19 protein-coding genes and 1 riboswitch are annotated in these 20,413 nt (G+C 58.7%); of the genes, 9 read left to right on the top strand and 10 right to left on the bottom strand.

What is annotated here, in order from left to right; genetic code table 11:
- Nucleotides 1-135 precede the first annotated feature (135 nt).
- Both AC3WP4_RS27825 and AC3WP4_RS27820 read right to left on the bottom strand, forming a co-directional pair.
- Complete coding sequence (locus AC3WP4_RS27825) at nucleotides 136-855, bottom strand: 16S rRNA (uracil(1498)-N(3))-methyltransferase (protein WP_074871609.1); 720 nt, start codon at nucleotides 853-855, stop codon at nucleotides 136-138.
- A 133-nt stretch (nucleotides 856-988) separates the two neighbouring features.
- Nucleotides 989-2,395, bottom strand: coding sequence for an adenosylmethionine--8-amino-7-oxononanoate transaminase (locus AC3WP4_RS27820; protein ID WP_074871607.1), 1,407 nt, complete (start codon nucleotides 2,393-2,395; stop codon nucleotides 989-991).
- Nucleotides 2,396-2,617: 222 nt separating this feature from the next.
- Between AC3WP4_RS27820 and AC3WP4_RS27815 the strand changes: the two genes are divergently transcribed.
- Nucleotides 2,618-4,372: an FAD-dependent oxidoreductase gene (locus tag AC3WP4_RS27815; RefSeq protein WP_102616708.1), complete on the top strand. Its 1,755-nt coding sequence runs from the start codon at nucleotides 2,618-2,620 to the stop codon at nucleotides 4,370-4,372.
- A gap of 357 nt (nucleotides 4,373-4,729) precedes the next feature.
- Here the strand turns inward: AC3WP4_RS27815 and llpB are convergent, their stop codons facing one another.
- Complete coding sequence (llpB, locus tag AC3WP4_RS27810; RefSeq protein WP_074871603.1) at nucleotides 4,730-5,242, bottom strand: lectin-like bacteriocin LlpB; 513 nt, start codon at nucleotides 5,240-5,242, stop codon at nucleotides 4,730-4,732.
- 428 nt (nucleotides 5,243-5,670) lie between these two features.
- On the opposite strand from llpB, the gene AC3WP4_RS27805 reads away from it, so the two are divergent.
- Nucleotides 5,671-6,222 (top strand): cytochrome b, encoded by a 552-nt coding sequence (locus tag AC3WP4_RS27805; RefSeq protein WP_074871602.1) that lies wholly within the window; start codon nucleotides 5,671-5,673, stop codon nucleotides 6,220-6,222.
- A gap of 32 nt (nucleotides 6,223-6,254) precedes the next feature.
- Complete coding sequence (locus AC3WP4_RS27800; RefSeq protein WP_102616709.1) at nucleotides 6,255-6,848, top strand: YceI family protein; 594 nt, start codon at nucleotides 6,255-6,257, stop codon at nucleotides 6,846-6,848.
- A gap of 55 nt (nucleotides 6,849-6,903) precedes the next feature.
- On the opposite strand, the gene AC3WP4_RS27795 is transcribed toward AC3WP4_RS27800, so the two are convergent.
- The gene (locus AC3WP4_RS27795; protein ID WP_256581239.1) at nucleotides 6,904-7,740 is read right to left on the bottom strand and encodes a LysR substrate-binding domain-containing protein; all 837 of its coding nucleotides are present in this window, start codon (nucleotides 7,738-7,740) and stop codon (nucleotides 6,904-6,906) included.
- A gap of 178 nt (nucleotides 7,741-7,918) precedes the next feature.
- Here AC3WP4_RS27795 and AC3WP4_RS27790 point away from each other — a divergent pair, with 178 nt between their 5' ends.
- Complete coding sequence (locus AC3WP4_RS27790) at nucleotides 7,919-8,290, top strand: nuclear transport factor 2 family protein (RefSeq protein ID WP_074871597.1); 372 nt, start codon at nucleotides 7,919-7,921, stop codon at nucleotides 8,288-8,290.
- A gap of 86 nt (nucleotides 8,291-8,376) precedes the next feature.
- Here the strand turns inward: AC3WP4_RS27790 and rhlE2 are convergent, their stop codons facing one another.
- From rhlE2 to ahcY, 4 genes are all read right to left on the bottom strand, one after another.
- Nucleotides 8,377-10,257 carry an RNA helicase RhlE2 gene (gene rhlE2, locus AC3WP4_RS27785; RefSeq protein ID WP_074871595.1) on the bottom strand — a complete coding sequence of 627 codons (1,881 nt, stop codon included), beginning with the start codon at nucleotides 10,255-10,257 and terminating at the stop codon, nucleotides 8,377-8,379.
- Between the two features lie 223 nt (nucleotides 10,258-10,480).
- Nucleotides 10,481-11,296, bottom strand: a complete 816-nt coding sequence (locus AC3WP4_RS27780; protein WP_102616711.1) for a substrate-binding periplasmic protein — start codon at nucleotides 11,294-11,296, stop codon at nucleotides 10,481-10,483.
- Nucleotides 11,297-11,489: 193 nt separating this feature from the next.
- Complete coding sequence (gene metF, locus AC3WP4_RS27775; protein ID WP_074871592.1) at nucleotides 11,490-12,335, bottom strand: methylenetetrahydrofolate reductase [NAD(P)H]; 846 nt, start codon at nucleotides 12,333-12,335, stop codon at nucleotides 11,490-11,492.
- Nucleotides 12,336-12,496: 161 nt separating this feature from the next.
- Nucleotides 12,497-13,906, bottom strand: a complete 1,410-nt coding sequence (gene ahcY / locus AC3WP4_RS27770) for an adenosylhomocysteinase (RefSeq protein ID WP_046045260.1) — start codon at nucleotides 13,904-13,906, stop codon at nucleotides 12,497-12,499.
- A 23-nt stretch (nucleotides 13,907-13,929) separates the two neighbouring features.
- Nucleotides 13,930-14,032, bottom strand: a riboswitch (S-adenosyl-L-homocysteine riboswitch).
- Between the two features lie 198 nt (nucleotides 14,033-14,230).
- Here ahcY and AC3WP4_RS27765 point away from each other — a divergent pair.
- A complete protein-coding gene (locus AC3WP4_RS27765) occupies nucleotides 14,231-14,632 on the top strand; it encodes an acyl-CoA thioesterase (protein ID WP_074871591.1) in 402 nt (133 codons plus the stop codon).
- 93 nt (nucleotides 14,633-14,725) lie between these two features.
- Complete coding sequence (locus tag AC3WP4_RS27760) at nucleotides 14,726-15,610, top strand: formate/nitrite transporter family protein (RefSeq protein WP_074871589.1); 885 nt, start codon at nucleotides 14,726-14,728, stop codon at nucleotides 15,608-15,610.
- A gap of 113 nt (nucleotides 15,611-15,723) precedes the next feature.
- On the opposite strand, the gene AC3WP4_RS27755 is transcribed toward AC3WP4_RS27760, so the two are convergent.
- Nucleotides 15,724-16,893 carry an MFS transporter gene (locus tag AC3WP4_RS27755; protein WP_074871588.1) on the bottom strand — a complete coding sequence of 390 codons (1,170 nt, stop codon included), beginning with the start codon at nucleotides 16,891-16,893 and terminating at the stop codon, nucleotides 15,724-15,726.
- Nucleotides 16,894-17,178: 285 nt separating this feature from the next.
- Between AC3WP4_RS27755 and AC3WP4_RS27750 the strand changes: the two genes are divergently transcribed.
- Nucleotides 17,179-18,012: an EamA family transporter gene (locus tag AC3WP4_RS27750; protein ID WP_074871586.1), complete on the top strand. Its 834-nt coding sequence runs from the start codon at nucleotides 17,179-17,181 to the stop codon at nucleotides 18,010-18,012.
- A gap of 40 nt (nucleotides 18,013-18,052) precedes the next feature.
- Nucleotides 18,053-18,436: an MAPEG family protein gene (locus AC3WP4_RS27745; RefSeq protein WP_074871585.1), complete on the top strand. Its 384-nt coding sequence runs from the start codon at nucleotides 18,053-18,055 to the stop codon at nucleotides 18,434-18,436.
- Nucleotides 18,437-18,582: 146 nt separating this feature from the next.
- On the opposite strand, the gene mltA is transcribed toward AC3WP4_RS27745, so the two are convergent.
- On the bottom strand, nucleotides 18,583-19,767 hold the full coding sequence (gene mltA, locus AC3WP4_RS27740) for a murein transglycosylase A (RefSeq protein ID WP_102616713.1): 1,185 nt from the start codon (nucleotides 19,765-19,767) through the stop codon (nucleotides 18,583-18,585).
- A gap of 127 nt (nucleotides 19,768-19,894) precedes the next feature.
- Here mltA and AC3WP4_RS27735 point away from each other — a divergent pair, with 127 nt between their 5' ends.
- Nucleotides 19,895-20,344 (top strand): c-type cytochrome, encoded by a 450-nt coding sequence (locus tag AC3WP4_RS27735; RefSeq protein ID WP_102616714.1) that lies wholly within the window; start codon nucleotides 19,895-19,897, stop codon nucleotides 20,342-20,344.
- The last annotated feature ends 69 nt before the right edge of the window (nucleotides 20,345-20,413 follow it).

Raw genomic sequence — 20,413 nt, 5'->3', positions numbered from 1 at the left:
TGCCTCAAGGGACGCTCCGCGTCCAGTGACGCGGAGCGTCACGGGCTGCATTCCCACGCAGAGCGTGGGAACGATCAGTACGCGGTCTCCTGTGGGAGCGGCGGTGCGACGATTCGACTTGCTCGCGAAGAGGCCCTAAAAGTCACCCCAAAGTTGTTGGGCAACCGCCAATGCCACCACCGGTGCGGTTTCGGTGCGCAACACACGAGGGCCGAGGCGGGCGGCGTGAAAACCGCCAGCCTTGGCCTGCTCGACTTCCGCATCGGACAACCCGCCTTCCGGGCCGATCAAAAACGCCAGCGTCGCAGGCTTCGCATGACTCACCAATGGTTCGGCCACCGGATGCAGCACCAACTTCAATTCTGCTTGAGTCTGCTTCAACCAATCCGCCAGTAGCAGCGGCGGATGAATCACTGGCACCCGTGAACGCCCGCACTGCTCGCAAGCGCTGATCGCAACCTGGCGCCAGTGCATCAGGCGCTTGTCGGCGCGCTCATCCTTCAGCCGGACTTCACAGCGGTCGCTAAAAATCGGGGTGATTTCCGTGACGCCCAACTCGGTGGCTTTCTGAATCGCCCAATCCATCCGCTCGCCACGGGACAAGCCCTGGCCGAGATGGATCTGCAAAGGCGACTCGACCTGCCCGGTGAAGCTTTCATCGATCTGCACGACGACGCGCTTTTTGCCGACCTCCACCAGCGTGGCGCGGAACTCATGGCCCGAACCGTCGAACAGTTGCAGCGCATCACCCTCGGCCATGCGCAACACGCGGCTGATGTAATGGGCCTGGGCCTCGGGCAACTCGTGTTCGCCAGTGCTCAAGGGGGCGTCGATAAAGAAGCGGGACAGTCTCATGCGGATTCTCTTTAATTTGATCGTTCCCACGCTCTGCGTGGGAATGCCTCACCGGACGCTCTGCGTCCGCTTTTGGGACGCGGAGCGTCCCGGGCTGCATTCCCACGTAGAGCGTGGGAACGAGCGTTGCCAATCAGCCCGGATCGCGGAAGCCCGGGTGAAAGTCCTTCGGCACCGAAACACTGACGCTGTCGCGGGTCGCGATGTCGATGCCTTCACTCGCCACCTCGGCCAGGAAGTCGATTTGTTCAGGCGTGATCACGTACGGCGGCAGGAAGTACACCACGCTGCCCAACGGTCGAAGTAAAGCACCACGCTCCAGCGCATGCTGGAACACTTTCAAGCCGCGACGTTCCTGCCACGGATAAGCTTCCTTGGTGGCCTTGTCTTTGACCATCTCGATGGCCAGCACCATGCCCGTCTGGCGCACTTCCGAAACGTTCGGGTGCTCGGCCAAGTGCGCGGTGGCGGTGGCCATGCGCTGGGCCAGTGCCTTGTTGTTCTCGATGACGTTGTCTTCTTCGAAGATATCCAACGTCGCCAATGCCGCCGCGCACGCCAGCGGATTGCCGGTGTAGCTGTGGGAATGCAGGAAGGCGCGCAGGGTCGGGTAGTCGTCGTAGAAAGCGCTGTAGACATCTTCGGTGGTCACGCAGGCCGCCAACGGCAGGTAGCCGCCGGTCAGGGCCTTGGACAGGCAGAGGAAGTCCGGGCGGATGCCGGCCTGTTCACAGGCGAACATCGTGCCGGTGCGGCCGAAGCCGACGGCGATTTCGTCGTGGATCAGGTGTACGCCATAGCGGTCGCAGGCTTCGCGCAGCAGTTTCAGATAAACCGGGTGGTACATGCGCATGCCGCCGGCACCCTGGATCAGCGGCTCGACGATGACGGCCGCGACGCTGTCGTGGTTCTCGGCCAGGGTCTGTTCCATGGCGGCGAACATGTTGCGCGAATGTTCTTCCCAGTTCATGCCTTGCGGGCGCAGGTAGCAATCGGGGCTCGGCACCTTGATGGTGTCCAGCAGCAGCGCCTTGTAGGTTTCGGTGAACAGTGGCACGTCGCCCACCGACATCGCCGCCATGGTCTCGCCGTGGTAGCTGTTGGTCAGGGTGACGAAGCGCTTCTTGTTCGGCTGGCCGCGGTTGAGCCAATAGTGAAAGCTCATTTTCAGCGCGACTTCGATGCAGGACGAACCGTTATCGGCGTAGAAACACCGGGTCAGGCCTTCCGGCGTCATCTTCACCAGACGCTCGGACAACTCGATCACTGGCTGATGACTGAAACCGGCAAGGATCACGTGCTCCAGCTGATCGACCTGATCCTTGATGCGCTGGTTGATCCGCGGGTTGGCATGGCCAAACACGTTGACCCACCAGGAGCTGACGGCATCGAGGTAGCGTTTGCCTTCGAAGTCTTCCAGCCAGACGCCTTCACCGCGCTTGATCGGGATCAGCGGCAGCTGTTCGTGGTCTTTCATCTGGGTGCAGGGATGCCACAACACCGCGAGGTCGCGTTGCATCCACTGATCATTCAGGCCCATTTTCAGTCTCCTCGAGGCGGCTCGCTGGGTGCGCGGGCAAACAATCGCGCAAGCCTATGCAATGCGTGACGTGGGGACAACCCATTGTGTCGATTGAGCTACTTTGTATAGGTGGATAGACGTCGCTGGCGGCCTTTTGATGGCTGACGTATTCTTCGCGGTTCTTTGAGCTGTCTGGCTCGCAAAACCGCTATTTCCTCGTGTATTTCCGGAGTTCGCTGAATGTCTGCTGGTTGGCTGCGCGCCTGTGCGCTGGTGATGTTGGGGCTGTTCAGCGTGTCTGCGCTGGCCAAGGATAAAACCGCGATCGTGATCGGCGGAGGGCTCTCTGGCCTCACGGCGGCTTACGAACTGCAAAACAAGGGCTGGCAGGTCACCCTGCTGGAAGCCAAACCGAGCCTGGGCGGTCGCTCGGGCATGGCCACCAGTGAGTGGATCGGCAACGACAAGACCCAACCGGTTCTGAACAAGTACGTATCGACCTTCAAGCTGAGCACCACGCCAGCCCCAGAGTTCGTGCGGACCCCGGGCTACCTGATTGACGGTGAGTATTACACCGCCGCCGATCTGGCCACCAAGCAGCCGGCCACCAGCGACGCGCTCAAGCGCTACGAAAAGACCCTGGACGATCTGGCACGCTCGATCGAAGACCCGCAGAACCCGGCGGCCAACAGCACACTGTTCGCTTTGGACCAGATCAGCGTGTCCAACTGGCTCGACCGTCTGAATCTGCCGGCCACGGCACGTCAGTTGGTGAATCAGCAGATTCGTACCCGTTATGACGAACCGTCGCGCCTGTCGCTGCTGTACTTCGCACAGCAAAGCCGCGTTTACCGTGGCGTTGCCGACCGTGACCTGCGCGCTTCACGCCTGCCCGGCGGTAGCCCGGTGCTGGCACAGGCTTTCGTCAAGCAACTGAAAACCATCAAGACCAGCTCCCCGGTCTCGGCGATCAGCCAGGACAAGGACGGCGTGACCGTCAAAGTCGGCAGCGTTGGTTATCAAGCTGATTACGTCGTCGTGGCCGTGCCACTGCGCGCACTGAACAAGATCCAGATGACTCCGTCGCTGGATGCCCAGCACATGGGCGCGATCAAAGGCACCAACTACGGCTGGCGCGACCAGATCATGCTGAAGTTCAAGACGCCAGTGTGGGAAAGCAAGGCGCGGATGACCGGCGAGATCTACAGCAACACCGGCCTGGGCATGTTGTGGGTTGAACCGGCGATGAAGGGCGGCGCCAATGTGGTGATCAACCTGTCCGGCGACAACGCGCGCGTGATGCAAGCCTTCGGCGACAAGCAGATCGCCGATCAGGTGCTGATCCGTCTGCACGCCTTTTATCCACAGGCACGCGGTGCGTTCACCGGTTATGAGATCCGCCGTTACAGCAACGACCCATCGATGGGCGGCGCCTACCTGGCCTTCGGTCCTGGCCAGATCAGCAAGTACTGGCGCCTGTGGGAGCGTCCGATTCAGCGTGTAGTCTTTGCCGGCGAACACACCGACACCTTGTACCCAGGCACCCTGGAAGGCGCATTGCGCACCGGTCAGCGGGCGGCCAGTCAGGTAGAAGACCTTATGGCCGGCAAGTCGTTTGAACCGGCAAAAGTTGTTCCGGCGGCGACCGCTGTTGCGGCCGGTGCGGTAGCGGCGAAGAAAGGTAACTTCTTCACCAACCTGTTCGGTGGTTCTGACGACAAAACGGCACCGGTCAAGGCGCCAGAGCCAGTGGCTCCGGTTGCTCCGGCTCCAACGCCAGCACCGGCAGCAGCACCTGCTCCGGTTGAGGCGCCGAAACCAGTGGCACCGGTGAAAGCCGAGCCTGCGAAGAAGGCTCCGGCTAAAACTCCAGCCAAACCGGTAACCAAGACCGAAGCGAAAAAAGCTCCGGCCAAGACTCCAGCAAAGAAGGCTGAGCTGGCGAAGAAGCCAGCGGTCAAACCGGCGGCGGCCACTGAGACCAAAACTCAGTAACGTCCAGGTGTAAAAAAAGCGCGGCCCGAGGGTCGCGCTTTTTTTTTGCTCATCCGATTGCCGTCCTACAGGATTTAGCGGTGGGTCAGATATTTCTCACAAGATAATCAGAAGCAAATGATTGATCGTGCGTGAACTACAAACCTATGCTCTTCAAGAAATATGGAGGACATATGAAGGCGCTAGTAGCATTAATAGTAGTAATCGTACTTTCTGGCTGTGCGAGTGGTGAGTTCTTTCCTAAAGGCTATGGTCATCGACTGGCATATAAATGTCAGATTGATCCGTACTATTATGAGTGCTTGAATCCACCTCCAGCCTTCAAAAATTAATAAGTTGCTAAGTTGCCAGGAACTATTAGAGAGGGCCTAGCGAGAACTTCCATGTCTTAATCTCCGTTCCATCTTCTAGCACTCTGGTGAATCTTTCCTTTGCCTTTGGGATACGACCAGGAACAAATCCAGAGCGGGCCCAGCGCAGATCTCCCGTACGCTGATCGTAAATGACCAGATTCCCGTCATCTTGAATAACCATACATGTGTTGTACCACAGCGATTTGTCACTGCTGTGAGTGCTCTCGGCAATCCATAAACGTCTCCGGGATGGATCATAAAGAAAGCCGTTATTACTGATCACAAACATCAGAGGCTCACGCATTTTTTTTGGATGCAAGGTCCTGCTATAAGTCTGACTTCCATCTGCGATCCAGACTACTGCACCATTATCCGTAATGATTAAGTTGCCATCTGCCTGCAATAGCAATCGGAAACGACCATTCAGGGATATAAGATACTGTCCTGGTGACATCATTTGATTGGGCGGCAGCACCGGCGAGCCACTTGCTTGAAAGGGCGTGTATGTAATAGCCATATTTTTTCCTTCCTAAATGAGTGTTGAATCCTCATTGAATCAAATTGAAATAAGGAAATGGCGATACATATGTATTGCATGGCTTAAAAAGATCAGGCGAAAAAACGAACCAGTTGATAATCCAGCGACACGCTGGCGACTAATGTTGAGACCGGGGTTAGTGACGTTCAGGCGTAAAAAACAGCGCGGCTCAAAGACCGTGCTTTTTTGCCTGGAAAAAATCGCAGGTAGGCATCAAATACACCTTTTGATGCAGGTGTTCTCTGGTGTGTATTCATTTTTCCTCACAATTTTCGACGTTAATCTTTCCTTAACCCGCCTGTTTCAGGCTCTTGATCGTATTTCTCGATATTTCAAAGCGAAATTTTCCGCTTTATCTCGATAGATAACTCGATAGTCTTGGTCGCAGTTCTCACAGGATTTGGGCAATGCAGCTACGTAATTCTTCTTCGCGCTACGGTTGGATCAGCATTTTCATGCACTGGGGCGTGGCGCTGGCAGTCTTCGGCCTGTTTGCGTTGGGCTTGTGGATGGTCGGTCTCGACTACTACAGCACCTGGCGTAAAGACGCGCCCGAGCTGCACAAGAGCATTGGCCTGGTGTTGTTAGCCGTTATGGTGCTACGAGTGCTGTGGCGCTTTATCAGTCCGCCACCCCCCGCACTTGCAAGCTATAGCCGCATGACGCGTATTGGCGCCACGTTCGGCCATGCGTTCCTGTATCTCAGTCTGTTTGCCGTGATGATTGCCGGTTACCTGATTTCCACCGCAGACGGTGTCGGGATCCCGGTGTTTGGCCTGTTTGAAGTTCCTGCACTGGTTTCCGGACTACCGGATCAGGCAGACACCGCTGGTGAGATTCATCTGTACCTGGCGTGGGCGCTGGTAATTTTTTCCGGTCTCCATGCGTTGGCAGCACTGAAACACCACTTTATCGATCGTGATGCGACCCTGACGCGAATGCTGGGCCGCAAAGCTTGAAGTTCAACCTCGACTCCAAAGGAATAGAAAGCATGTTGAAAAAAACGCTCGCCGCTCTGGCAATCGGTTCTGCTCTGCTGTCCGCCAACGTAATGGCGGCCGACTACGTCGTCGACAAAGAAGGCCAGCACGCCTTCGTTGACTTCAAGATCAGCCACCTGGGCTACAGCTACATCACCGGTACCTTCAAGGACATCGACGGCAAGTTCAGCTTCGACGCTGCCAAGCCTGAAGCCAGCAAGATCGAGTTCAATGTGAACACCGCTAGCGTGTTCACCAACCATGCCGAGCGCGACAAGCACATCGCCAGCGGTGACTTCCTGAACGTGAGCAAATTTGCTAAAGCGACGTTTGTTTCCACCAGCGTCAAATCCACCGGCAAAAACGCCGATGGCAAAGACACTGCGGACGTGACCGGCGACCTGATCTTGATGGGCGTGACCAAGCCAATCGTGGTCAAGGCCACTTTCCTGGGTGAAGGCAAGGATCCATGGGGCGGCTACCGTGCCGGCTTCGAAGGCACCACCAGCATCAAGCGTTCCGATTTCGGCAAGCAGAAAGATCTGGGCCCACAGTCCGACGCGGTTGAGTTGTATGTAACGTTTGAAGGTGTGAAAGCGAAGTAAGCTGTTTGCGTCATCAAAACGCCGACCTCAGGGTTGGCGTTTTGCTGCCTGGTGTTCAGGAGAGGCTGCTTTGGTAGTCGGCGATTTCATTGCGTAGCCAAGTCAGCAGGCTCGCCAACTGCGCCGAGCGTTGTGTGTGGGTCGGCCAAAGCATGAAATAACGGGATGCGTGCAGCGGTTCAACGTCGGTCAGTTTAACCAGTTGCCCGCACTGGATCATGGCGTGAGCAATTGAGCGACGGGTTAGCGCGATTCCATAACCCAGGCGCGCCGCTTCAAGCATCAAAGTCGAGTCAGTGAACTCTAGTGCCGCGAGTGGACGCATCTGTTCAACGCCAGCGGCAGCAAGCCAGGTCGACCAGCTTTCACTGGCGTGGAGTAAGGGATGTCCCAGAACGGACTCGGCATCGACAGGCAAGCATCCTAGATTGAATCCTGGCGCGGCGACGACCAACAAGGAGTCCTGCATCAACGGCTCACAGTGCACATCTGGCCATTTTCCGTGGCCGAATCGGATCGCCGCATCGATCAGGCCGCCCTCGAAACTTGAAAACTCCATACTGGCTGCCAGCTTGAGGCGCAATCCGGGCTGCGCGTCGATAAACCCTTGCAAGCGTGGCAATAGCCAAAACATTCCAAAGGATGGCAGCACCGAAAGGGTCAGTTTCGGGTGTCGGGTTTTGGACAGGAATCTTTCCGTTACCCCGGCAATTTCACCCAGGGTTTGCCGGATCTGATAGGCGTACACACGCCCCTCTTCTGTCAGCACCACACCGCGGCCATTACGTTCAGTCAGTCTAACGTCCAGGTATTCCTCCAACGAGCGTATCTGGTGGCTGACAGCGCTGTGGGTAACGTGCAGTTCCAATGCCGCGAGGTTGACCTTGCCCAATCGTGCCAAGGCTTCAAAGGCCCGGAGGGCCGCTAGCGGAGGTAGTTTCAATAGGTGAATTCCATTCACTGAACCGGGCAGAAATCGCCGCTATACATGAATTGACGAGGCTACGGATAATCCGTCTCACGCTCAGTGAGCGTTGGTGACTTCATTTCCGCTCGACAAGGATTCGTACATGCTAATCAATGAAATTCAGAGAATGTTGGAGAACTACTTCAGTGTGTTGCAAAACCAGGATTTGAACCGGTTTGACGAGGTTTTCCATCCCGGCTGTGTCCTCTATAGCGCTCAGGACGGGGCGGTAACGGTGCGTCCTTACGCAGAATATCGTGCCATCGTACAAGGACGTCAGTCGCCGCAGGAGCGCGGGTTTGCGAGCCTGGATGAGATTTTGATGATTGACGTCATGTCTCCGGAAATGGCAATGGTCAAGGTGCGTCTGCGACTGTTCGACAATGTCATGGTTGATTATCTGAACGTGATGAAAGTCGATGGCCGCTGGATGATCGTTGCCAAACTCTTTCATAAAGAAGGAAGCGTTGCGTGAGTGCGGCGGTTTGACCAAAAACGATCGTGATGATCGGTACAAATAAAAACGCCCCGAACCAGTCGGGGCGTTTTTGTGAGTGACACTCAGCGATTGCGAGTCAGCAACGCTGGTTTTTCGCCGCGCGGACGGCCTGGCAGTTGATCCAGTTGCTCAGGAGTCGGGAACCGATCGGTTTTCGACTCTTTATGGATGATCTTCGGTGCCGGGCCGCGCGGGTTTTGCACGGCCGGTTCCGAACGCGGCTGGTCGTCGGCGCGAGCCGGGCGACGGTTGCGGGACTCTTCGCGACGGGCCTGGCCGTCACGTGGAGCGCCGTTGCGTGGGCCGCTGCGCTTGGCCGGCGGCGTGCCGGTGGTGGCGCCATCGCTGCTGCGTGGGCCGCTTTGACGACCCTGAGGCTTGCCGCCAGTGCGCGGAGCGCCTGCGCCGGCTGCCGCACCTTGTGCCGGAGCACCCGGACGACGACCGCGGCCCTGAGCCGGTTTGGCCTGAGGAACGTAGTCGACGCGGTTACCGAAGTTATCGATATCGTCGTCCAGGAACTCGTCCGGAGCACGGTCTGCAGCGGCAGCGCGTGGCGCTGGACGCTGTTGCTCGCGAGCTGGAGTGCCTTCGCGTGGCTTGTGTTCACGGGCCGGGCGATCACCACGGCCAGTGGCTGCAGGTTTTTCCTTGCCTCCCTTGTCCTTGCCTTTGTCTTTACGACCACCGCCACCGCCGGTGCCGTTCGGACCGTCGCCGCGCGGGCCACGTGGGTTGCGCGGGTTACGCACATCCGGACGCTCGCGAACTTCAGGCTTCTCGGCTTCTACAGCGCTGGAATCGAAGCCCATCAGGTTGCCGTCGGCAATCTTCTGCTTGGTCATGCGCTCGATGCTTTTGAGCAGCTTTTCTTCGTCCGGAGCGACCAGCGAGATCGCCTCGCCCGAACGACCGGCACGGCCGGTACGACCGATACGGTGCACGTAATCTTCGTCGACGTTCGGCAGTTCGAAGTTGACCACGTGTGGCAACTGGTCGATGTCCAGGCCGCGAGCGGCGATGTCGGTGGCGACCAGGATGCGCACTTCGCCGGCCTTGAAGTCGGCCAGGGCTTTGGTGCGGGCGTTCTGGCTCTTGTTACCGTGGATCGCAACGGCGGTGAGGCCGTGTTTGTCCAGGTACTCGGCCAGGCGGTTGGCGCCGTGCTTGGTGCGGGTGAACACCAGCACCTGTTCCCAGGCGCCAGCGGTGATCAGGTGCGCCAGCAACGAACGCTTGTGGTTGGCTGGCAGACGGAATACCCGCTGTTCGATCCGCTCGACCGTGGTGTTCGGCGGCGTGACTTCGATGCGTTCCGGGTTGTGCAGCAGCTTGCCGGCGAGGTCGGTGATGTCTTTGGAGAAGGTCGCCGAGAACAGCAGGTTCTGGCGTTTGCTCGGCAGGCGAGCCAGGACCTTTTTCACGTCATGGACGAAGCCCATGTCGAGCATGCGGTCGGCTTCGTCCAGCACGAGGATTTCCACGTGGGACAAATCGACACTGCCTTGGCCGGCAAGGTCGAGCAGGCGGCCAGGGCAGGCTACCAGCACGTCGACACCGCGGGACATGGCCTGAACCTGTGGGTTCATGCCGACGCCGCCGAAGATGCAGGCGCTGACGAACTTCAGGTCACGGGCATAAACCTTGAAGCTCTCGTGTACTTGAGCCGCGAGTTCGCGGGTGGGGGTCAGGACCAGTACGCGCGGTTGGCGCGGACCGTGGCGCTGGGATTTGTCCGGGTGACCATTGGGGAACAACCGCTCCAGAATCGGAAGGGCGAAGCCGCCGGTTTTACCAGTACCTGTCTGAGCCGCGACCATCAGGTCGCGACCTTGCAACACGGCGGGAATGGCCCGCTGTTGCACCGGAGTAGGCTCGGTATAGCCCGCTGCCTCGATGGCGCGGACTAAAGCCTCGGAGAGACCGAGGGAAGCAAAGGACATGAGTAATCCTGTTTTAGTTAGGGCTTGGCCCAATGGGAGTCTTGCCTGGCGCGAATGGCGTTTATGAGGAACGCAATCCCGTCCGGTCCTGCTGGGGCTTGAAAGCTCGTCTGGAGTGCTCGCGCGGGCTGAAAAGCTGCGCTGTAGCGGGGTCTAGATGCCTTGAACAAGTCCGAGCGTCCGGGCGTGAGCCTGGCGGGAAGGCCGGAGTATAACAGAGCAATCACTGCGCGCCGCTTTCCTGCTGCTCAACGGTTTTTTCCCGGGCGGCGGTGGTGCTGGTGGTTTTTACTTCGGCCGCCGGATTGGCGCCATAACGGGCGCTCAATTCAGCGTACGCAGGCTCGCGCTTGAAACGTTTGAGCTCGGCGCCGAAGCGCTGCACCAACAAGTCCATGCCGGCGTTGCGGCGCACTGCCAGAAACTGGCTCTGGTGGCTGATGACGGTGGGGTTCTCGGTAATCTTGTCGCGGATGCCCAATTGGTCGAGCAAGTGCTGACCCACCCGGCGATCAGTGATCAGCAGGTCGATCCGCCCGCGCACCAGTTTGCCGAAGTTGGCTTCATGGGTCGGCGCCGGTTCGCGAGTGAACAGGGTCGATTCGCTGAAATCCTGGCTGTACAGATAGCCTGGGGACGTGCCGATGGTCAGCCCCTTCAGGTCGGTCAGGTTGCGAAAAGGATGCGGCCGCTCATTGGCGTAGAACATCACGAACTCCACTTCCGAGAGCGGCTCGCCGGGGTAAAGCAGGGTGGCGTCGCGCTCATCGCTGTGAAAGATGTCCAGCGCGCCGTCTGCCTGGCCCGTTTCGAGCATCGACAGGCAGCGTTTCCATGGCAGGAACTGCCATTCCACTTCGATGCCCAGGCGTTTGAAGACGATGGCGGTGGTTTCGTAGTCCAGCCCCAGGGATTTGCCGTTTTCCTCATACACGTACGGCGCCCAGGGTTCGGTGACAATGCGCAGCTTCTCGCCCCGAGCGGCGAAGCTCAGGCAAGTAAAAAGAAGCACGGTCAGTAGCTGCGCGATCAAAGGCATGGCTTGAGATTACGACGAGAAACCGGAAAGAGCCAGAAACGGGATCCAGAAGCTCTGACTCTGTGTGTGCTGCACAATAAAAGGGCGTTAAAAGCAAAAGGTCGCAACCTGCGGCAGCTCCTACACGGGTTAAACACGCCCGATGCAGGAGCTGTCGCAGGCTGCGACCTTTTGATCTTGCTGGTAACGACTATTAGCGCGGCAACTTCAGATTGTTCCACACCGCCAGGCTCGGTTCGGCCTGGTTCAGCGTGTAGAAGTGCAGCCCTGGCGCGCCGCCTTGCAGCAGGCGTTCGCACATCTCGGTGATGACTTGCTCACCAAAGCCTTGAATGCTCTGGGTGTCGTCGCCGTAGGCTTCCAGTTGTTTGCGGATCCAGCGCGGGATTTCCGCACCGCAGGCATCGGAGAAGCGCGCCAGCTTGCTGTAGTTGGTGATCGGCATGATCCCCGGAACGATCGGGATGTTCACGCCCTTCGCCCGTACACGCTCGACGAAGTAGAAGTAGCTGTCGGCGTTGAAGAAGTACTGGGTGATCGCACTGTTGGCACCAGCGTTGGCCTTGCGCACGAAGTTGTTCAAGTCGTCTTCGAAATTGCGCGCTTGCGGGTGCATTTCCGGGTAGGCGGCGACTTCGATGTGGAAATGATCGCCGGTTTCTTCACGAATGAATTCAACCAGGTCATTGGCGTGGCGCATTTCGCCACTGGCCATGCCCATGCCGGAAGGCAGGTCGCCGCGCAGGGCAACGATACGGGTGATGCCGGCCGCCTTGTATTGGGTCAGCAGGCCGCGCAAGTCGTCCTTGCTGTCGCCAACGCAGGACAAATGCGGTGCGGCAGGGACTTTGACTTCGCTTTCGAGCTGCAACACGGTGTTGAGGGTGCGATCACGGGTCGAACCGCCAGCGCCATAGGTGCAGGAGAAGAAGTCGGGACTGTAGGTCGCCAGATGACGGGCAGTGGCGATCAGTTTTTCATGCCCAGCGTCGGTCTTCGTAGGGAAGAACTCGAAGCTGTAGCGACGTTCTTGGGACATGGTCATATCCTTGGAAACACGTAAGCCTGGAAGGCTTGCACATCCCAGTGTGGGAGCGGGCTTGCTCGCGAAAGCGGTGGGTCAGTCGACATCAATGTTGAATGTTAAACCGCATTCGCGAGCAAGCCCGCTCCCACAGGGAGAGCAGGCAGCAGAACCAATCAGTAGCGGTATGCGTGCGGCTTGAACGGACCTTCAACGGTCACGCCGATGTAGTCGGCCTGGGTCTTGGTCAGTTGAGTCACGACGCCGCCGAAACCGCGGACCATTTCCAGGGCCACTTCTTCGTCGAGTTTCTTCGGCAGTACTTCAACGGTCAGGCGCTCGGCTTTCTGGGCTGGCGACAGGTCGGCGTACTTCTGGCCGAACAGGAAGATCTGCGCCAGAACCTGGTTGGCGAACGAGCCGTCCATGATGCGGCTTGGGTGACCGGTGGCGTTACCCAGGTTAACCAGACGGCCTTCGGCCAGCAGGATCAGGTAGTCGTCGTTCTGCGCGTCGAATGCGCCAGGGCCGGTACGGTGGATCTTGTGAACCTGTGGCTTCACTTCTTCCCATGCCCAGTTCTTGCGCATGAAAGCAGTGTCGATTTCGTTGTCGAAGTGGCCGATGTTGCAGACAACAGCGCGCTTCTTCAGGGCTTTGAGCATGTTCGCGTCGCAAACGTTGACGTTACCGGTGGTGGTCACGATCAGGTCGATCTTGCCCAGCAGCGCTTTGTCGATGCTTGCTTCGGTGCCGTTGTTGATACCGTCGATGAACGGCGAAACCAGCTCGTAGCCGTCCATGCAGGCTTGCATGGCGCAGATCGGGTCAACTTCGGAGACTTTAACGATCATGCCTTCCTGACGCAGGGACTGGGCCGAACCCTTGCCCACGTCACCGTAACCGATGACCAGCGCTTGCTTGCCGGACAACAGGTGGTCGGTACCGCGCTTGATCGCATCGTTCAGGCTGTGACGGCAGCCGTACTTGTTGTCGTTCTTGCTCTTGGTCACCGAGTCGTTGACGTTGATGGCCGGGATTTTCAGCTCGCCCTTGGCCAGCATGTCCAGCAGGCGGTGAACGCCGGTGGTGGTTTCTTCGGTAACGCCGTGGACGCGGTCCAGGATTGCCGGGTATTTCTTGTGCAGCAGCTCGGTCAGGTCGCCGCCGTCGTCGAGGATCATGTTGGCATCCCAAGGCGCGCCATCTTTGAGGATGGTTTGCTCCAGGCACCACTCGTACTCTTCTTCTGTCTCGCCTTTCCAGGCGAAAACCGGGATGCCGGCAGCGGCGATAGCGGCAGCGGCCTGGTCTTGAGTCGAGAAAATGTTGCAGGACGACCAGCGCACTTCGGCACCCAGGGCAACCAGGGTTTCGATCAGCACGGCAGTCTGAATGGTCATGTGGATGCAGCCGAGGATTTTCGCGCCTTTGAGCGGCTGCTCACCGGCGTACTTGCGGCGCAGACCCATCAGGGCTGGCATTTCGGATTCGGCGATGATGGTTTCGCGACGGCCCCAGGCAGCCAGGGACATGTCGGCAACTTTGTAATCGTTAAAATCTGCAGGCGTGATAACAGCGCTCATGATGAGCCTCCATTCGTAATGTATGCGAATGGGCGCCGTTGTGCGTTTAGTGTCTGACCGATCACGGTCAAGCAACGCCCCATCCGAGCCTGACAGGTCGAACCTGCTGCAGCGCCCCTCGGACAGGTGGCGGGAAAACGGTATCAATGGAACGTTACCGTTTTGAAACGGTGGCGATTATAGCCGTGTGAGCGATACTTCCAAAGCGTTTCTGTTGGTCAATGTCTGAACGGTAATCGAGGCCATAGTCGCTGCTTGATAGAGCTCTAGGTCGGGCTCTGCCATGATGTCCCCCATCATTCGGCAAGACGCTCAGGAGTGAAGATGAATTTCCACACCCGCAAATGGGTAAAACCCGAAGACCTCAACCCCAACGGCACGCTGTTCGGCGGCAGCCTGTTGCGCTGGCTCGACGAAGAAGCGGCGATCTACGCCATCGTCCAGCTGGGCAATCAGCGTGTGGTCACCAAGTACATTTCCGAGATCAACTTCGTCAGCGCTTCGCGCCAGGGCGACATCATCGAGCTGGGCATTACCGCCACCGAGTTCGGTCGCACCTCCATCACCCTGAAATGCGAAGTGCGTAACAAGATCACCCGCAAAAGCATCCTGACGGTGGACAAGATTGTCTTCGTCAATCTGGGAGAAGACGGCTTGCCCGCGCCACACGGCCAAACCGAGATCAAGTACGTCAAAGACCAGTTCAAGGATGACATCGCCCCGTAGGAGCAAAGCTTGCTCGCGATCTGCTTAGGACAGTGAACAGCTCCGAGCCCTGCGTGTCGTACCTACATCACACGCCACTGGTTCCGGAGCTTTATGGACGCGCAAAAAGACGGCAAGACCCCGAACCTCTCCCCTGAAGAACAGCACGACGTCGACAAGAGCCAGCCCCCACGCGCTGCTGTTCTGCATGAAATCATCCGCACCCAGGGCGATCTCGAACTCGAGCGCAGTGTCGCCGCCTTGTGGTGGTCGGCGTTGGCCGCCGGCCTGACCATGGGCCTGTCGCTGATGGCCATGGGGCTGCTCAATTCCCGTCTGCCGGACGGCGAAGGCTTCAAGGTGATCGCCAGTTTCGGTTACTGCGCAGGCTTTCTCGCGGTGATCCTCGCCCGTCAGCAATTGTTCACCGAGAACACCCTGACGGCGGTGCTTCCGGTCATGACCAAGCCCACACTGAACAATTTCGGTCGATTGCTACGCCTGTGGTCGGTGGTGCTGGTGGGTAACCTCAGCGGCACGTTGCTGGTGGCGTATGTAATGCTGAATCTGCCGATTTTCGACAGCAAGACCGACCTGGCCTTCCTCGATATCGGACGCAAGATCATGGAGAACGACGCCAGCCAGATGTTCGCCAAAGGCATTGTGTCGGGCTGGATGATCGCCACCATGGTCTGGATGATTCCGTCCATGGAGAGCGCGAAGATGTGGATCATCATCCTCATCACCTACCTTATGGCGCTGGGGGACTTCACCCACATCGTGGTCGGGGCCGCCGAGGTTTCGTATCTGGTGTTTGCCGGCGAGTTGCCGTGGAAGGATTTCTGGCTGGTGTTCGCCGGGCCGACGCTGGTGGGGAACATCGTCGGCGGCAGCTTCATTTTCGCGCTGATCAGCCATGCGCAAATTCGCAGCGAGAGTGGCCCGCCGAAGAAGAGTGCGGATCAGGCGTCGGATTCACGCAAGCGCGAAGAGAAGTAAAGACAGGTGCACGGTATCAACTTCATCGCGAGCAGGCTCACTCCTACAGGGGGGCGCGGTTCATGTGGGAGCGAGCCTGCTCGCGAAAGCAATGTCATGGGCGATGCAGTTAATCAGCCGGGCACATTGACCACAGCAGAACCGCGACGTTGCAGGTAGATGTAGAAAAGCGCCGTCAGCACCGTCAAGCCACTGACCAGCGCGCCGGTCCAGGGCAAGTCCGCCAGATCCGCACCGCTGGCAACCACCAACCCGCCAATCCACGCACCGGCCGCGTTACCGAGGTTGAACGCGCTCTGGTTCAACGTCGAGCCCAGATTCGGCGCTTCATGGGCCTGATCGATGATCAGCAGTTGCAAGATCGGGCACAGGGCAAAGGCGAAGATGCCCCACAACACCAGGGTGATTGCGGCTGGAATCATTGAGTGGCTGGTCTGTGTAAACGCGGCCAGCACGACCAGCACGGCCAGCGCCATGCCTACCAGCGACGGCAGCAATCGACTGTCAGCCAGACGGCCGCCGAGCATGCTGCCCGCAGTCAAGCCGACCCCGAATAACAGCAGCATGATGGTCACGCCATGGGGGCTGACGCCGGTGATGTCTTGCAGGATGGGGGCGATGTAAGTGAAGACGCTGAACAGGCTGGTCGACGCCAGCACGCTCATGCCCAGCGCCAGTAACACGTTGACCTTGCCCAGTACTTTGAACTCGCTGGCGAGGTTGGCCTTGTCCATCGCGATGTCCTTCGGCAACCAGACCCATTGTGCGATAGCCGCGATCACACCGATCACCGACACCGCCCAGAACGTCGAGCGCCAGCCGGCGTATTGCCCGAGCGCAGTGCCCAACGGCACGCCCAGCACGTTGGCCAGGGTCAGGCCGGTGAACATCATCGCAATCGCCTGGGCGCGCTTGTTCGGTGCCACCAAGCCGGCGGCAACCACCGAACCGATGCCGAAGAACGCGCCGTGGCAAAGCGCGGTGACCACGCGTGCGGCCATCAGCGTTGCGTAGTTCGGCGCCAGGGCGCAGAGAATGTTGCCGAGGATGAACATCAGGGTCATGCCCAGCAGCGTGGCTTTGCGCGGCATGTTGGCGGTGCCGACCGCGAGGATCGGCGCACCGAACACCACGCCGAGGGCGTAGCCGGTGATCAACAATCCGGCATCAGGAATGCTCACGGCGAGGTCGCGGGCGACATCGGGCAACAAACCCATGATGACGAATTCAGTGGTGCCGATGCCGAACGCGGCAACAGCGAGGGCAAGCAAGGCGAGTGGCATGCGCAAGGTCTCTGTCGGTAGTCTTGACGCTCTGATCAGGCATACGCATGCCGACGCCCGTTCTCGACGAGAGCGGGCGGTGGCAGAAATTATTGGAATTAGTCTGTGCGCAACTGAGTGCGGCGTGGTCGCTTGCAGTATAAACAGCTGCTGACATATGGCGAATCAATTATCTCCCCGCTTCCTGTAGGAGCACGGCTTGCCGGCGATGGCCTTCTTGAGACCGCTATCGCGGGCAAGCCTTGTTCCTACAGAGCCGGGGCGGTCAACAAAAAGGAGTGTGCCGTGCTTGCAACAGCACTGGTGTTGGTCGCGGCGCTGTTGCACGCGGCGTGGAATACCCTGATCAAATTCAGCGCGGAACGGTTGTTGGTGGTGGCTTGCATGGACAGTGTGGCAATGCTGTTTGTCGCGCTGATGCTGCCGTTCGTGGCGTTGCCACCCCTGGACATCTGGCCGTGGATTCTGGCGTCGGCGGCGTTTGAATTGCTCTATCGCTATTTGCTGATCCAGGCCTATCGGGTGGGCGATCTGGGGTTGGTCTACCCGCTGATGCGTGGATTGTCGCCGTTGGTGGTGCTGGCACTGACACTGATTTTTGCTGGAGAAGTGCTGACGAACCAGCAGATCTTCGGGATTCTGCTGATCCCGTTCGGCATGCTTTGCCTGCTCTGGCAGGGCGGCGGCGGAGTGCGATTGCCATGGTCGATGCTGCCGGTGGTGGCGTTGATCGGCCTGTGCATCGGCTGCTACACCTACATCGATGGCCAGGCGTTGCGGCGCTGGTCGCATCCGCTGGATTATCTGGTGTGGGTCACGTTGCTCAGTGCTTGGCCGTTCCCGTTGCTGGCGCTGGTGCGTAAACGACCGGCCTTCATGTTGTTCTGGCGTGAACAGTGGCGACTGGGCCTGGCGGTCGGGTTTTGCGTGTTGTTCAGCTACGCTCTGGTGCTGTGGGCCATGCAGTTGGGCTCGATTGCCGAAGCGGCGGCGTTGCGCGAGATCAGCGTGATCCTGGTGGTGCTGTTTGGCATGCGCTACCTCAAAGAACCTTTTGGCAGGCCACGGCTCTTAGCCTGTGGGCTGGTATTGATCGGCATGCTGGTGATGAAGATTTGACTGGAGCTCGACTCTTGAAACTTGAAGAAGGGATTGCGTTATGACGGTTGCTCTGTGGTGCATTTTGATCGCGATTATCCTGCCCTATATCTGCACGGGCATCGCCAGGGCGAGTGGCGGGTTCAGGCCCAAAGACAACCATGACCCCCGTGACTTTCTCGAGTCACTCAATGGTTTTGGCCGTCGCGCCTATGCGGCGCACCTGAACAGTCTGGAAGTGATTCCCGCGTTCGCGGCGGCAGTCATCGTTGCGCACCTGGCCGGCAATGCCGAACTGGTGACGATCAATGTGTTGGCGGTGTTGTTCATCACCAGTCGGCTGCTGTACATCATTTGCTACCTGGCGGACTGGGCGATGTTGCGGTCGTTGGTGTGGTTGGTGGGGATTGGGTTGATCGTCAGTTTCTTTGTGGTTTCTGTCTGAAAATTCGTGGGTGTTTGTGAGGGCCTCATCGCCAGCAGGCTCGCTCCCACATTGAATCTCGGTCGTACACGTATGTTGTGTTCACTGGAGATCCAAATGTGGGAGCGAGCCTGCTCGCGATTGCTACCTATCAGTCGCAGCGGATCTCAGGGTTTGGCTTTGGCCGCATCAGCCACCTGTGGCACTTGCGGCAACGCTGCGCCTTTAGGCCAGAGCATCCAGATCTGCCCCTGCTGTTTCATGTCGCCGGCCAATTGCCCGGCCGCCTCGCCCGTGCCCCAGAACAGGTCTGCACGGACTTCGCCGGCAATTGCGCCGCCGGTGTCCTGAGCGGCAACCGGGCGAACCAGTGCGGTACCGTCCGGTTTAGTCGTCGATAGCCACAACAGACTGCCCAGCGGAATCACTTTGCGATCCACCGCCGCGCTGTAGCCGGCGGTCAGCGGTACGTTCAACGAGCCGCGAGGTCCTTCGTTGCTGTCCGGATTGCGGGTGAAGAATACGTAGCTGGGGTTGCTGCCCAGCAGTTGCGGAATGCGCGTCGGATTGGCTTTGGCCCAATCGCTGATGGCGCCCATGGTCACTTCTTCTTTTTTCAGCTCGCCCTGGTCTACCAACCAGCGGCCGATCGGTCGATATGGGTGGCCGTTCTGGTCGGCGTATGCAATGCGCAATTGGCGGCCATCATCGAGCTGGATACGACCCGAGCCCTGGATTTGCAGGAATTGCAGGTTCATCGGATCGGTCAGCCAGGCAACGACCGGTGCCTTGACCCCTTTGGTTTCAATCGTGGCCGCATCGTCGTAAGGCTTGAGCACGCGACCTTCGAGTCGTCCGCGCAGGCGCTTGCCTTTGAGTTCCGGATAAATGCTGTCCAGAGAGATGATGATCATGTCCTCGGGCACGCCATACACCGGGATGTTGGCCACTTCGGTCTGGGTCAGGCTGCCGGGGTAGACCGGTTCGTAATAACCGGTGATTAAGCCGTTGGGATTGTCATTGGCGGCGCGCAGGCCGTAGACGTCGAGGTTCTGCTTGAGGAAGCCACGAATGTCATTGGCGGTTTGCGGTACGTTGGCGGCAGCCGCACACGTTGAGCCCCACACCGGGTCGGCCTTGAGTCGGGTGCAGGCGCTGCGCCACGAACCGAAGCCGGCAACCAGGTCGATGTCGGACACCGTCGGAAGTGCTTCCCACGTGGCGCTGGAGTAAGTCGCCAGGGCGTGGGTTTTCGGTGTGTTGTTGTCGCCACCGGTGCAGCCCGCAAGCACGGCCACCATCGGAAGGGTCCAGGCGAGGTTGTGACGCCATGCCTTGAAACGGCTGTTCATGGAGTAATTCCTTTGTCGGTTGCCTGAGTGCTCCATGCGCTCAAACAACCCGTATTGATAATAGGGCTATTGGTCTTTGCCGATGACGCGAGGATACTGGCCGCCGTTCCCGTGACCTGAAACCACCATGACTCTTAAAAGACTTTCTGTTGTATTGCTGGCCTGCCTGACGTTGTCCGCCTGTGGTGGGGTCGACCCCAACTCGCCGCTGGGTCAGCGTAAGGCAATCTTCAAGCAGATGCTCAAGACCGGCGAAGACCTGGGCGGCATGTTGCGTGGTCGCATCCCGTTTGACGGTCCGAAATTCGCTGACGGTGCCGTGAAGCTTGATGCATTGTCCCGTGAACCCTGGAAACATTTTCCGCAGCTGCGCGAAGAAGATCACACCAGCGCCAAGAGCGATGTCTGGCAGAAACAGGAACAGTTCCAGGACATGGCCCGCACCCTTGAAGCCGCCACCGGTGAATTGGTGGTTGTCAGCAAGGTTCAGCCCTACAAGGCCAGTAACCTTGGGCCAGCGGTGCAGAGGGTCGAAGATGCGTGCAGTGCTTGCCATAAAGAATTTCGGGATCATTGATTCCTGAGCTCATCGATCGTTCCCACGCTCTGCGTGGGAATGCCTCTAGGGACGCTCCGCGTCCAGTGA

It is taken from the genome of Pseudomonas sp. FW305-20 (assembly GCF_058788075.1).
The sequence above is the reverse complement of the archived record's forward strand: the minus strand, read 5'-3'. Positions and strand labels throughout refer to the sequence as shown.

Coding starts and splice junctions, on each gene's coding strand:
- AC3WP4_RS27825 (WP_074871609.1), bottom strand. CDS start 855: ATGAGACTGTCCCGCTTCTTTATCGACGCCCCCTTGAGCACTGGCGAA.
- AC3WP4_RS27820 (WP_074871607.1), bottom strand. CDS start 2,395: ATGGGCCTGAATGATCAGTGGATGCAACGCGACCTCGCGGTGTTGTGG.
- AC3WP4_RS27815 (WP_102616708.1), top strand. CDS start 2,618: ATGTCTGCTGGTTGGCTGCGCGCCTGTGCGCTGGTGATGTTGGGGCTG.
- llpB (WP_074871603.1), bottom strand. CDS start 5,242: ATGGCTATTACATACACGCCCTTTCAAGCAAGTGGCTCGCCGGTGCTG.
- AC3WP4_RS27805 (WP_074871602.1), top strand. CDS start 5,671: ATGCAGCTACGTAATTCTTCTTCGCGCTACGGTTGGATCAGCATTTTC.
- AC3WP4_RS27800 (WP_102616709.1), top strand. CDS start 6,255: ATGTTGAAAAAAACGCTCGCCGCTCTGGCAATCGGTTCTGCTCTGCTG.
- AC3WP4_RS27790 (WP_074871597.1), top strand. CDS start 7,919: ATGCTAATCAATGAAATTCAGAGAATGTTGGAGAACTACTTCAGTGTG.
- rhlE2 (WP_074871595.1), bottom strand. CDS start 10,257: ATGTCCTTTGCTTCCCTCGGTCTCTCCGAGGCTTTAGTCCGCGCCATC.
- AC3WP4_RS27780 (WP_102616711.1), bottom strand. CDS start 11,296: ATGCCTTTGATCGCGCAGCTACTGACCGTGCTTCTTTTTACTTGCCTG.
- metF (WP_074871592.1), bottom strand. CDS start 12,335: ATGTCCCAAGAACGTCGCTACAGCTTCGAGTTCTTCCCTACGAAGACC.
- ahcY (WP_046045260.1), bottom strand. CDS start 13,906: ATGAGCGCTGTTATCACGCCTGCAGATTTTAACGATTACAAAGTTGCC.
- AC3WP4_RS27765 (WP_074871591.1), top strand. CDS start 14,231: ATGAATTTCCACACCCGCAAATGGGTAAAACCCGAAGACCTCAACCCC.
- AC3WP4_RS27760 (WP_074871589.1), top strand. CDS start 14,726: ATGGACGCGCAAAAAGACGGCAAGACCCCGAACCTCTCCCCTGAAGAA.
- AC3WP4_RS27755 (WP_074871588.1), bottom strand. CDS start 16,893: ATGCCACTCGCCTTGCTTGCCCTCGCTGTTGCCGCGTTCGGCATCGGC.
- AC3WP4_RS27745 (WP_074871585.1), top strand. CDS start 18,053: ATGACGGTTGCTCTGTGGTGCATTTTGATCGCGATTATCCTGCCCTAT.
- mltA (WP_102616713.1), bottom strand. CDS start 19,767: ATGAACAGCCGTTTCAAGGCATGGCGTCACAACCTCGCCTGGACCCTT.
- AC3WP4_RS27735 (WP_102616714.1), top strand. CDS start 19,895: ATGACTCTTAAAAGACTTTCTGTTGTATTGCTGGCCTGCCTGACGTTG.